At 70.4% G+C, this 12,383-nt stretch carries 10 protein-coding genes; 4 read left to right on the top strand and 6 right to left on the bottom strand.

Annotation, left to right across the window (positions count from 1 at the left end; genetic code table 11):
• Positions 1-29: 29 nt before the first annotated feature.
• The 5 genes from nbtC to HPY32_RS12280 are packed head-to-tail and all read right to left on the bottom strand — an operon-like array spanning position 30 to position 7,542.
• Entirely contained in the window at positions 30-3,194 is a 3,165-nt protein-coding gene (nbtC, locus tag HPY32_RS12260; protein ID WP_067581310.1) for a nocobactin polyketide synthase NbtC, read from the bottom strand.
• Entirely contained in the window at positions 3,187-4,500 is a 1,314-nt protein-coding gene (locus HPY32_RS12265; RefSeq protein WP_067581308.1) for a beta-ketoacyl [acyl carrier protein] synthase domain-containing protein, read from the bottom strand. The genes nbtC and HPY32_RS12265 overlap by 8 nt, the downstream gene beginning before the upstream one ends.
• On the bottom strand, positions 4,497-5,252 hold the full coding sequence (locus HPY32_RS12270; RefSeq protein ID WP_067581306.1) for a thioesterase II family protein: 756 nt from the start codon (positions 5,250-5,252) through the stop codon (positions 4,497-4,499). The genes HPY32_RS12265 and HPY32_RS12270 overlap by 4 nt, the downstream gene beginning before the upstream one ends.
• A gap of 30 nt (positions 5,253-5,282) precedes the next feature.
• Positions 5,283-6,224, bottom strand: coding sequence for a methionyl-tRNA formyltransferase (locus tag HPY32_RS12275; RefSeq protein ID WP_067581303.1), 942 nt, complete (start codon positions 6,222-6,224; stop codon positions 5,283-5,285).
• A gap of 31 nt (positions 6,225-6,255) precedes the next feature.
• A complete protein-coding gene (locus tag HPY32_RS12280) occupies positions 6,256-7,542 on the bottom strand; it encodes a SidA/IucD/PvdA family monooxygenase (RefSeq protein ID WP_067581301.1) in 1,287 nt (428 codons plus the stop codon).
• 147 nt (positions 7,543-7,689) lie between these two features.
• On the opposite strand from HPY32_RS12280, the gene HPY32_RS12285 reads away from it, so the two are divergent.
• Both HPY32_RS12285 and HPY32_RS12290 read left to right on the top strand, forming a co-directional pair.
• On the top strand, positions 7,690-8,160 hold the full coding sequence (locus tag HPY32_RS12285; protein ID WP_067585319.1) for an MTB12 C-terminal domain-containing protein: 471 nt from the start codon (positions 7,690-7,692) through the stop codon (positions 8,158-8,160).
• An 86-nt stretch (positions 8,161-8,246) separates the two neighbouring features.
• Positions 8,247-9,185 (top strand): pseudouridine synthase, encoded by a 939-nt coding sequence (locus tag HPY32_RS12290; protein WP_067585316.1) that lies wholly within the window; start codon positions 8,247-8,249, stop codon positions 9,183-9,185.
• A 1-nt stretch (position 9,186) separates the two neighbouring features.
• Here HPY32_RS12290 and HPY32_RS12295 read toward each other — a convergent pair whose 3' ends face one another.
• Positions 9,187-9,633 carry an EXLDI protein gene (locus HPY32_RS12295; RefSeq protein ID WP_067581299.1) on the bottom strand — a complete coding sequence of 149 codons (447 nt, stop codon included), beginning with the start codon at positions 9,631-9,633 and terminating at the stop codon, positions 9,187-9,189.
• 146 nt (positions 9,634-9,779) lie between these two features.
• Between HPY32_RS12295 and HPY32_RS12300 the strand changes: the two genes are divergently transcribed.
• Both HPY32_RS12300 and HPY32_RS12305 read left to right on the top strand, forming a co-directional pair.
• Positions 9,780-10,535, top strand: a complete 756-nt coding sequence (locus tag HPY32_RS12300; protein ID WP_067581297.1) for a CPBP family intramembrane glutamic endopeptidase — start codon at positions 9,780-9,782, stop codon at positions 10,533-10,535.
• 117 nt (positions 10,536-10,652) lie between these two features.
• Positions 10,653-12,266, top strand: a complete 1,614-nt coding sequence (locus HPY32_RS12305) for a hypothetical protein (protein WP_067581296.1) — start codon at positions 10,653-10,655, stop codon at positions 12,264-12,266.
• Positions 12,267-12,383 lie beyond the last annotated feature (117 nt).

Raw genomic sequence — 12,383 nt, forward strand, 5'->3', positions numbered from 1 at the left:
TCTCGCTCCCTGAAATACTCATCGACGACTCACGCCCGATTCCCGGCCATCAACCGCACGACATCGTCGAGCGACGCACCGCCCAGAATCGCCGCCACCGGCAGCTCCCTATCCAGCTCGGCCCGCACGCGCTTACGAAACTCCAACGCCTGCAACGAATCCAGCCCCAGAGCAACCAGCGGCACCGACCCATCCAGCGCCTCGGCCCCCTCGGCCCCCATCACCTTCCCCAGCTCCAACCGCACCCGCTCCGCCAGCGACGCACCACCATTCGCTGCGGCGACCGTCGTTCCGCACTCAGCGCTCGCCATACCCGCCTGCGCCCCAGCCATTCCGGCCTGCGCCTCCATGATTCCGGCGTGCTTTTGGCCGGAATCCACACTCGACGCGCCCGCCGATTCCGAACCGGACTCGCCCACCGCACCACTAGCTTCCGCAACGCACACACGCTCGAGCAGCGGCCCGTACCCGATCGCCGAGATGATCGCCCGCACGTCCGCCCACTCCGCCGCAGCGACCAGCCGATTGCCCGCGCCGGGCAAATCGGCGTGCTCGGCGAGGCCGACGGTCAAGGCGTCGTCGGCCGCCATGGCGACCACACCGGCGGCCTCCACCGGCTCGACGCCGACCGCGTGCAGCGGGCCCGCCAGGTCCCACAGGCCCCACTGGACGGCGACGGCGTCGACACCGTCCGCGCGCAGCCGCCGGGCCAGCACGTCCAGCATGCGGTTCACCGCGGCGTACAGGATCTGTCCGCGACCGCCGAAGGTCGCGGCGATGGAGGAGCACAGGACGATCCGGCAGTCCGGGGTGCGCGGCAGCTCGCGCAGCAGGTGCGCGGTGCCGAAGATCTTGGAACCGGCCATGTTTCGCATCTTCTCGGCGGTGACCTCGGCCAGCTCGGCACGGACATAGTTCACCGCCGCGTGCATGATCAGGCTCGCCGGGCGCTGCGCCAGCGTCGCCGCGAACTCCGCCGCGGCCACCGGATCGCTCACATCGCAGGCGGTGACGACGATCTCGGTGTCGGTGCGGATCCCCGCCAGCTTCCGCTCCACCGCCCGGGTCCGGCCGGACCGGCTCACCAGCGTGATGCGCCGCGCGCCCAGGCGCGCATAGTGTTCACAGAACTTCACACCGAGTGTGCCCGTGCCGCCGATGATTACAACGTGCTCGAGGTTCTGCGCGCCCGCGTCGCCCGCGTGCCCGCCGTCGATCTCGAGCCGCTTGGCGTAAACCGCTGTGCCGCGCAGCGCGAGTTCCGGTTCCTCCTTGATGTGCAGGGCGCGCACGATCGCCGCGGCCACGCTCGCATCCGTCTGTCCCGCAGCCAGATCCAGGTGCCGGAACGCGGTACCCAATTGCTCCATGCCGACGCAGCGGAACCCGGACGCCACCGCGCCGTGGAAGAGATGGGGCGCGGGATCGTCCGCGGTGACCGCCTCGCCGCCGACCGTCAGCAGCCAGCAGTCGCGCACACCGGTCAGATCGGGCAACCAGTCGGGGGCGCCGAAGAATTCGGCCAGTTCGTCCACCGCGCGCGGTTCGTCGGTCTCGGCCGATTCGGGCAGCAGCACCACGACGGTATCGATGTCGGTGGCGGTGGTGTCGCCGGACAGCCAGGCCGAGCCGCCGTGATTGTGCGCGGCGGTGCACACGGCGGCGGCGAGTTCGGCGCAGCGGCCGGTGTGATCGACCACCAGCATCCGCCGCGGCGGCAGCAGGCCGCGGCGATCCAGCCGGATCCACTCCTCGGCCAACCGCTGCGGGCGACGCTGCGACGGCAGCGAAAGCTGCTCCGCCGCAGCGCTTCCCGGTGCCAGCCACAGCCGCTGACGACCCATCACCGTGTGCGGGAAATCGGGCAGCGGCGGCCGCACCGTGTCGGCGGTGCGCAGCGCCTGCCAGTCGTAATTCAGGTCGAGCACGGCGAGAGTGGCGAGATTGCGGGCGAATTCGCTCAGGCCCGTGGCGGTGCGCAGCGAGGTGCCGAGCACCCGGAAATCGCGCGGCGGCAGGGCCGGATCCTGCGGCACCAGCGTCAGGTTCTCCTGAATCGCCAACTGCAGCATGGGATGTTCGGACACCTCGAGGAAGGTGTCGATGCCGTCGGCGGCGGCCGCGACCACGGCCCGGTCGAACCGGACCCGATTGCGCAGGTTCCAGTACCAGTAGTCCTCGTGCACCAGCTCCGGCGTGATCGCCTCGCCGAGAGTCGCCCCGTAGCAGGGAATGTCGCTCGCCCGGAAGGTCGGCGCGCTCATCTCGCCGTCCAGGAAGGTCTGGAATCCGCGGCGCAGCTCCGCCACCAGCGAGGTGTGCGCGGGGTAGGAGACCCGGATCTCCTTGGCGAAATAGCCACGCGCCCCGGCGTCGGCGACCAGCCCCACGATGGTGTCGCGATCGCCGGACACGGCCAGGATGTGCGGGGAGTTGATCACCGCCAGCTCGGCCCAGCCGGACCGGCGCGCGAGCAGCGCCTCGCAGCTCTCCCGGTCCATGCCCAGCACCGCCATGGAATAGCCACGCGGAGAAAGCTTGTCGACCAGCAGCGCCCGCTCGGTCACCGCGAGCACCGCGTCGCGGCGCGTCATCACCCCGGACACCCAGCCCGCGGCCAGCTCACCCTGGCTGTGCCCGACGGTCGCGGCGGGCCGCACCCCCGCCGCCTGCCACAGCGCGGCCAGCCCGGCCATGTGGAACATCAAGGCGGGCTGGACCTCCCAGACCTCGTCCCGGTACCCGCCCTCGTCGCCGCGCAGGTAGTGCAGCGGCTGCACGTGCCCGTAGCGTTCGCGGTGCACCTCGGCGCAGGCGTCCACCTCGTCCCGATAGTGCTGGGACAGTTCGTAATACAGCCGTCCCATGCCCGGCCGCTGACTGCCCTGCCCCGGGAACACGAAGGCGACCCGCCGCGCGGACGCCGTGCCCGCCACCAGCGCGGGATGCTCGGTCCCGGCGATCACGGCGCGCAGCACGTCGATCAGTTCGGCGCGGGTGGTGACCACCGCCAGCGCCCGCTGCCGTCGCGCGGTCCGGGTGCGGAACAGCATGTCCGCCACCGGATCCGGGGTCACGGCGGGGTGCGCCTCCAGGTAGTCGAGCAGCCGCGCGGCCTCGGTCCGCAGCCCGTCGGCGGTGTCCGAGGACAGCAGCACGGGGACGGTGCCGTCCGGAAGCCGGTACTCAGACATGTTCTTCCTCCAGAACGGGCATGGCGAGGATCGCGTGCGCATTGGTCCCGGCGACCCCGAACGACGACACCGCGCCGTAGCGCACGCCGTCCACGGGCTCCCACGGCGTCGGCTCGGCGGCCAGCCGCAGGCTCGTCGCGTCCCAGTCGACCGCGGCGGTGGGGTTGTCGGCGAACAGGCTCGGCGCGATCTGTCCGTGCGCGCCGCACAGCAGCACCTTGATCAGGCCCAGCAGCCCCGAGGCCGCCTGGGCGTGACCGACATTCGTCTTCACCGAACCCAGCAGCGGCCCCCGCTCGCGGTCCGGCGCACCGTAGACACGGGCCAGCGCGGTCAGCTCCAGCGGGTCACCGACCGGCGTGCCGGTGCCGTGCCCCTCGATCAGGCCCACCCGGTCGGCGTCGATACCGGCCGCCGCGAGGGTGTTCTCGATGAGCCGCTGCTGTGCCGCGGCGCTGGGCACCGCGAGCGGCGCGCCCCTGCCGTTGTGGTTGATCCGGGTGGCCAGCACCCGGCCGTAGACGCGGTGGCCCAGGGCGCGGGCGCGGGATTCGCGCTCCACCACCACGATTCCGGCGCCCTCGCCCCACAGGGTGCCGCTGGCGTCGGCGGCGTAGGAGCGGCAGTGCCCGTCCGAGGACAGCGCATTGTTCTTGGAAAATTCGAAAAACGCTGCGGGCGAACCCATGACGCAGACGCCCCCGGCGAGCGCCCACTCGCACTCCCCGTCGCGCACCGCGTTCGCGGCCAGATGCAGCGCCGACAGCGACGAGGCGCAGGCGGTGTCCACGCTCAGCGACGGCCCGATCAGGCCCAGCCCGTGCGAGATCCGGCCCGCGACCGCGCCGAGCGCCGTTCCGGTGACCCGATATCCGCTGTGCTCGGTGATCGCCGCGGCGGCCGGGCCGTACTCGGCGATCGACACCCCCATGAAGCAGCCCGCCTCGGCACCGGCCAGCGCACCGGGATTCATTCCGGCGTGCTCGAGCGCCCGCCAGGCCACCCGCATCGCGACCCGCTGCTGCGGGTCCATCGCCACCGCCTCGCGCGGCGTGATGCCGAAGAACAGCGGATCGAATTCGGTTGCCTCGTCCAGGAATCCGCCCGCGTCGCAGACCTTGGACCAGCCCTCGAGGCGATGCAGCGACAGCAGCCGGTCCACCGGCCACTCGCGGTCGCGCGGGAACGGGCCGATCAGCTCGCGCCCCTGCGCCAGGGCCGACCAGAACGCCGCCGGGGTATCGATCCCGCCGGGCGCCTCGATCGCCATGCCCGACACCACGATCGGGTCGTTCGCTCCCGTCATCGGACGGCGGACGGCTCGGGCGCGAGCAGTTCGGCGATGCCCGCGACATTGTCGTTCAGATAGAAGTGCCCGCCGTCGAAGACGGTCACCTCGAGCTCCTGCGCGCTGTGGTCGGCCCAGCCGTACAGGTCGCGCGGCGTCACGTACGGGTCCTCCGCGCCGCCCAGTGCCGCAATTCTGGCCCGCACCTTGATATCCCGGGCACAGGTGTAGTCGTCGAAGGCCCGGTAGTCGGCCTTCACCACGGGCAGCGCCATGCGCATCACCTCGCGGCTGGCCAGCACCTCCGCGCCGGTACCCTCCAGGGCCGTCAGGTGATCGAGGATCTGCTCGTCCTCGCTCGGATGCGGCGGCAGTTCGGCGACCCGCCACGGCGGCACCGCGGCCGAGGCCGCCAGCAGCCGCACCTGCACGCCCGCCGCCTCCGCCGCGCGCACCAGCTCGAAGCCGACCATCGCGCCCATGCTGTGCCCGAACACGGTCAGCGGCAGGCCCCGATGATGCGGGGAGGCAAGGTAATCGGCGAGCGCGCCGCGCGCGATCTCGGGCACCGTGGTGAGCGCCTGCTCGCGGGCGCGGTCCTGGCGGCCGGGGTACTGGAAGATCACCACGTCGAAGTGCTCGCTGCACGCCTTGGAGAAGGCCCGGTAGGCCGAGGCGCCGGTACCGGCGTGCGGGCAGATCACCAGGGGCGGAAGGGCGGCGGAGGCCGGCTTGTGGAACTGCCGGACCCACCCGAGACTTGCTGGCATGACAGGGCTCCTGCGCTACTGACGAGAGGATTACTCGGGCGAATCGGTGAGATACCCACCGCGGGCGAAGAATTCGGCGCCGTCGAGCTCGCGGCCGTCCGCGGTGCGCACCCGGGTGATCACCAGCCCGTGATTGCCGCCGCGATAGGCGTCCGGACCGCACACCACCGCGCCGCCGCCCTCCTGAACGATCACCCGGCCTACGGTGCCGCCGTAGCGGGCCTGCGACACCGTCGCGGCCAGCACCTCGACGCGCTGCCCGCGGTAGTGGGTGTAGGCGCGCGGGTACGGCTCCGACAGCGCGCGCACGAAACGCTCCAGATCCGTTGCGGGCCAGGACCAGTCGATGCGGCTGTCGCGGTCGGAGCGCTTGTGGAAGTAGGTGCGCTCGGCCTTGTTCTGCGGCCGCCACACCGCGGTCCCGGTCTCGATGGCGGTCAGGGCCTCGCGCAGCGCGCCCGGAATGAGCTCCATGCCCGCCCGCACCAGCTCGGTCCCGGTTGCGTTGGGGCCCACCGCGAGTGCGTGCTGCACCAGGATATCGCCGGTGTCCAGGCCCTCGTCCATCCGGTGGATCGTCAGGCCGATCTCGGACTCACCGCTGATCAGCGCCCACAGCACCGGCGAGAACCCGGTGAACTTCGGCAGCAGCGAATCGTGCAGGTTCAGCGTGCCGTGCGGCGGCAGGTTGTACAGCTCGGCGGGCATCCAGGTGTACCAGCTGTTGACCACGATCAGGTCCGGCTCGGCGCGCTTGACCAGGTCGATGGTCTCGGCGTCGGCCCGCTCGGTGAGATGCACCGGGATGCCGTGCTCGCGTGCCAGCTCCTCGACCGAATCGTTCCAGATCGCCCGGTAGGACTCGGCACTCGTCGGATGGGTGACGGCCAGCACCACCTCGTGACCGGAATCGATCAGGGCCTGCAGAGTTTTCCGGCCCCAGGTCTGGTAACCGAACGACACGATACGCATACAACCTCCAGTTAACTAAGCTGAGCCTAACCTATCCTTGCCGCGCGGTGGCAAGTTCCCCGGCCGCGGACCGCAGCTGCCGCGGCGCCAGCCGGAGCACGCGATCGGAGAGTTCGCCCAGGCAACTGAGGTTCGGGAAGCCCGGACCCTGCGCCAGCGCAGCGAGATTCGGCAGATGCAGCCGGGCGTCCAGGCCGGTGACGGACAGGTCGTAGCCGATGGCCGATTCCAGCCGCGCCTGGGTGAGCGGGCCGCCGACCGCCAGTTCCAGCAAATCCAAAGCATCGGAATCGAACAGCTCCAGGAACCACAGCGGCTGCCCGCCGGTGGCGTCGACCACCAGATCGAAGGTGAGCGTCCGATCCGGGCGCAGCTCGTTGCGCAGCGTGAGCGCGACGGCGTCCCCGTGGTCGGCCACCCGCACCACCCGCCCGCGCACGTGCTGAACCCGGTTGTCCCCCAGCAGGCTTTCCTGCACCCGCACCGAGAACACGCCGCGATCGGTGCGCCGGATGACCTCCCGGCGCTCGTCGGCGCTCAGTCCCGACCAGCGCGTGGGGTCGCTGAAAAGCGCGTTCTCGAAATAACTTTCGCCGCGGGTGTAGATGGTGGCGTTGGGCGAGATCACCGATACCGAGAGCACGTCGTGGCGAACCAGCTCGTCCATCGCGGATCCGGCCGTCTCGCCGCCGCCGATCACCGCGGCGCGCGAGGAGGCCGGGAGGCGGCGATTGCCCGCCAGCTCCCAGAAGTCCGCGATGCTCAGCACCTTCGGGTGATCGGCCAGGGCGCGGCGGCTGTCGCCGGGGCCGGTGATCATCAACCGGTCGGCATCGATGTCGGCGACGGAGCCGTCCGGCTCGGCCACCGACACCACCCAGCCGCCCGCGGCGGGCGAGATGCGCCGCACCGCACCGAGAACCAGTTCGACACCGGAGGTGGCCGCCACCCACTGCAGGTAGGCGGCCCAGACGTGGTGATGCGGATTCGGTCGGCCGCGATCGATCCACTCCGCGTAGGTGCCCCGCTCGACCAGGAAGGAGGTCCAGCTGAACGCCCGCATCGCGGCATCGATCGCGCGATTGTGCCCGCGCGCCCAGGTGGAGTGATACGGAAAGCCGACGTCCTTCTCCGGGCTGGTGCCGAGCCGATGCTGCCCGTCGGTCCAGCCGCCGCCGGGCAGCCAATTGCCGCCCACCGCATGGGATTCCACGACCACCACCCGCGGCGCGGGCAGACCCAGCCCCCGCAGCACGTGCGCCTTCGCCGCCACGGCCATGGCCTTCGGCCCGGCGCCGACTACGACCAGTGTGTCCACGGATGCTCCCGTCTGTGATTCCGGCCACCGCAAAAGTAAGCGTTACCTAGCTTTGCATAGGCTTACCTTATATTGCTTCGTGGGGCCAGCCCGTGGACGCACGACCCGCGAGCGGCCCGACACGCCAGCAAAGGAATGGACACACCCATGAACACGAGCAAGTTCCGCGCCGCCGTCGCGGCGTTCGCCCTGTCCGCCGCCGTCGTCACCGGGACGGTCGCCGGGACCGGCACGGCGCTGGCCGCGCCGGTCGTCGCCCCCGTCCACGCCGCCGCCCCCGGCGTCGGCGAATTGCAATCCAAGCTGCAACTCGTGCTGAACACGGGCGCCTCGCGCAGCGCCCGGGCCAACGAACTCGAGGCGGGCGAGGCCGGTCTGCCGCTGGTGGACCAGGTCGGCACCGTGATGGCCGCCGCGCCGCCGAGCTTCCGCTGGGAGGTGCAGGGCCCGGTCGCCGTGGACGGCGATCAACTCACCGCGGGCCTGCAGACCTCCATCGACGGCTACGAGCCGTGGCATTTCCAGCTGTCCTGGAAGCAGATCGACGGCACCTGGAAGCTGACCCGCGAGGCCGAGTGCACGGTGGCGGGCATCGCGATGCTGCCCTGCACGGTCTAGCCGCCACGCGTCGGAATCGGCCGGTCGGTCCCGACCGGCTCGGCCGAATCGCGTGCGCTCGGAGCAAACCGTTAGCCTTGCTGGAGATGAGACGCAGGCAGAAGCCGCCGTTGGCGAAGCGGCACGGACTGGATCCGGCCCGGGTGCGGCTGCCGGAGGACGGCGGCTGGGCCACGATTCGCGATCACCTGGTGGAGCGGCTGCCGCGGGTCCCGGCCGAGCGGATCGATCGGTTGCTGGCCGAGGGCGGCGTCGTCGATCTGGACGGGCCGATCGCGCCCGACGCCCCCTATGTGCCGGGCGGCGCGGTGTGGTTCCATCGCGACCTACCGCGCGAAACCGAGGTGCCGTTCGAGATCACCGTGGTGCATCGCGACGACGATCTGCTCGTGGTCGACAAACCGCATTTTCTGTCCACGATCCCGCGCGGGCAGCACATTCTGCAGACCGCGCTGGTGCGGTTGCGCCGCGATCTGGACCTGCCCGACCTGATACCCGCGCATCGACTCGACCGCGCCACCGCGGGCCTGGTGCTGTTCGTGATCAATCCGGCCCGGCGCGGGGCGTATCAGACGATGTTCCACCAGCGCCGGGTGTACAAGGAGTACGAGGCGATCGCCCGCTTCGATCCGGAGCTGACGCTGCCGCTGACGATTCGCAGCCGAATCGTCAAGGAGCGCAACATCATCCGGGCCTTCGAGGTGGACGGCGAGCCGAATGCCGAGACCCGCGTGGAACTGCTCGACCGGCGCGACGGGCTCGGCCGCTACCGGCTGATCCCGCACACCGGCCGCACCCACCAGCTACGCCTGCACATGAACGGCCTCGGCATCCCCATTCTCGGCGACGACTTCTATCCCGAGCTCACCGACCGATCGGTGGACGATTTCACCCGTCCCCTCCAATTGCTCGCCACCACACTGGAATTCACCGATCCGGTCACCCGCGAGCCGCGCCGCTTCCGCACCACCCGCACGCTGCGGGCGTGGACCGATCCGGACGGCTGGGCCGCCGGCGTCGAGTGAGTCAGATGTCGAGGTCTTCCAGCCGCGGCGGTTCGATCGCGGCGACGACCCGGCGGTACAGCTTGGGCGGCACCACCCCGCCCAGTTCGTCGAGCGAATCGACCACGTCGACCTGGAAGTCGCCCCAATGCGGGTCGCCGACGCCGAGCATGCTGCGCCAGGCGCGCAAGTCGGCCGGGAAGTTGGCCAGGGACGAGAAGTCCGACCAGTCCGAGCTCTGGTGCTGCACCACGAACTTGCCGCGGCGGCTGCGGTAGACGCGGATCACCGTGACGCCGGTCTTGGCGTAGTCGCGGGTCTCGGCGACGAAGCGCCCGAAGAACCGCTTGGCCCGCGCGCCGCCGGGACCGTCCTTCACCACGATCTGTTCGAGGCCGTCGGTCACGGGCTCCGGTGCGTCGCCGTGGACCCGGTCCAGCACATCGGACTGCTGCGGATCTGTGGTCATGTCTCCTCCATCGATTGCCGAGGGGGATCACCCGTCCCCCGCTCGGTACTATACGTAGACGTATACATATAGAGCAAGGCCCAATTCGCCGGGGGTGAGAGGACGGACACGGCACACGCGCGGCAAATGAACGTAGACTGGCCGCAATGTCTCGGAGCGATAACACGGCCCCGACCTCGGCGGCGCCCGGCCCCCGCCCGCGGGTGCATGCGTGGATCGATGTGGCCGTGGTCGTCGTCGTGCTGGCGGGCACCAACCTCATTGCCCACTTCACCTCCGCGTGGGCCAATATCCTCACGGTTCCGGTGGCGGCCGTCGCGCTCGTCGCGCTGATGCGCCGCCGCGGGCTGGGCTGGGCCGAACTGGGACTCGACCCGAGGCAGTGGCGGCGCGGATCGCTCTACGCGCTGGCCGCGATCGGGGTCGTGCTGGGCGCGGTGGCCGTCGGGGCACTGCTGCCGATCACGCGGCCGTTCTTTCTCGCCGACCGCTATGCCACCATTTCCGGCGCGCTGATCGCGTCGATGATCGTCATCCCGCTGCAGACCGCCATCCCGGAGGAACTGGCATTCCGGGGCGTCCTGCACGGAACGCTCGACCGCGCCTGGGGCGCTCGCGGCGTATTCGCCGCGGGCTCATTGCTTTTCGGACTCTGGCATATCGCCTCGTCGCTCGGATTGACCAGCGGAAATCGCGGATTGAGCGGATTGCTCGGCGGCGGAACGACCGGTCAGATCGCGGGAATCGCGCTCGCGGTGGTGGCCACCGCCGGGGCGGGCGTGGTGTTCACCTGGTTGCGGCGGCGCAGCGGAAGTCTGCTCGCGCCCATCGCATTGCATTGGTCGCTGAATGGCGCCGGAGCGCTCGCCGCGGCCGTCGCCTGGCATACCGCCCTGCACTGATTGCCGAAAGCATTGACCGCGAGTAGGTCACGGATTACTCTCACTGCGATCACACATATGTTCGAGTAATCAGGTCTCCGACATACGGCACCATACCTGCTCTCAGGAAGGCCCGCCATGCTCGACGACCAGTCGACCGGCAATACCGAGATCGCCGCGCTGGCACAGCGAGTGGCGACGGCGCGCGGCAAATTGCCGCTGCAGACCGACCCCGCACTGCTGGAAGAACTGTCCGAGGCGGAGATCGCCGCCGAACGCGACCTCGCGGAATGGATTCGCGCCCAGCGCCGTAGACAGCGCCGCCGCGCCGTGGCCGCCGAGCTGTCCGCCGAACGGCGCGACCGGCGGGTCGCGCGCGCCCTGCGCCGGGCCGACGACGCCGACGCCCGCTGGCACCGCAGGGCGCTGGCGGCCCGCCGCCGGGTGTCCAGTCCCGATGCGCGCCTGGCGCAGTTGTACCGCCGCGCCGAGTGGTCCTCGCGCGCGCTGATCGGCGTGGTGGTGCTCGGCATGGTGTGGGCGGGGGTCAACGTCCAGCACAATCTGGTGCCCAGCGGCGATATGTCCGACCCGCTGTATTGGCTCAGCTACGGTTTCGAGGCCATGATCTCGATCCCGATCATCACCATCATGGTGGTGGCGACCACGGCCGCCCGGTGGGGCCGCGAAATCGCCCGGGGCAAGGTCGTTTTCCTGGAGACGGCCCTGCTGGGGGTCACCATCGCCCTGAACGCGGGCCCGCACCTGGTATCGCACGCCCCCGCCCGCGCCGCCGAGGCCGCCGTGGCCCCCGTCATGGTCGGCGTCGTGATCTGGTTGCACGCCTGGGTATCCGCGCGCTACGCACAGCTGATCGACGCGGTTCCGGTGGTCGACCGGGGGACGGGGCCGGTCATCGCCATGCCATTGGACGAGGATGACCACATCGACCGCGAAATCCCCACGGCGGCACGGCCTTCGGCGCTACACGGTGTCAATGGGCACGAGCACCGGGAGATCAACGGGCACGAGCAACACGGCGTGAACGGCCACGAGGACCACGCTGTCGACGGGTACCTGCATCGCATAGCCGATCGAGACGAGCGGCAGCCCGTCAATGGCCATGAGCACGTGGCGGATTCGCCGGTCGAGGACGATTACTCCACAACCCTCCACAACGGGAATGATCATCGAGAGCCGTTGGTGCGCAACGGTAATGGTGCACACACGGACGCGCTACACAACGGCTACCACTACTCGTTGCCTACCGCTTCACCGGACGACGGCTCGAAATCCCTCAACCACAACGGATCTCAGCCTCCGGCTCGTAAAGCCGCCGCCGAGCACCCCTACACCCGCCGCCCGGCCCACCCCGAGCCCGAGGACGCCACCGACAAACATCCGTCGGAGGCCCCCGCGACGTCGCGCACCCGAGCAGCCATCGACCGCGCGACCCAGCTGGCCTTCGACGACACCGCCGACACCCCTCGCATCCCCGGCCCCTACCACGGCGAATACGGTGATGAAGGCGCCGGGATGGACGCCGAGGTCGAGGTGCGGGCCGTGGCCCGCGAGATCTCCGAGCGCAAGCTCTCCAAACTCCCGGTCGAACAACTCGTCGAGGTCCTCACCCTCGCCGACGAATCCTGGACCCCCGCCGCCATCGGAGCCGCCATCGGCCTCCCCGGCTCCCGAATCCTCGGCATCCTCGAGGCCGCCCGCCGCCTGCGCCCCTATGCGGTCAGCGGATAACGACCACCGCGATCGAGGCCAGGCCGTCGATGGTCGATCGCCGATCCGTTGGTGCCCGGCTCTCGGTGCGGCGCATACCCTCTTGACCTTCGCGGGGGCACGCAGAACACTGTCGGC

The organism is Nocardia terpenica, assembly GCF_013186535.1.
Classification (GTDB): domain Bacteria; phylum Actinomycetota; class Actinomycetes; order Mycobacteriales; family Mycobacteriaceae; genus Nocardia; species Nocardia terpenica.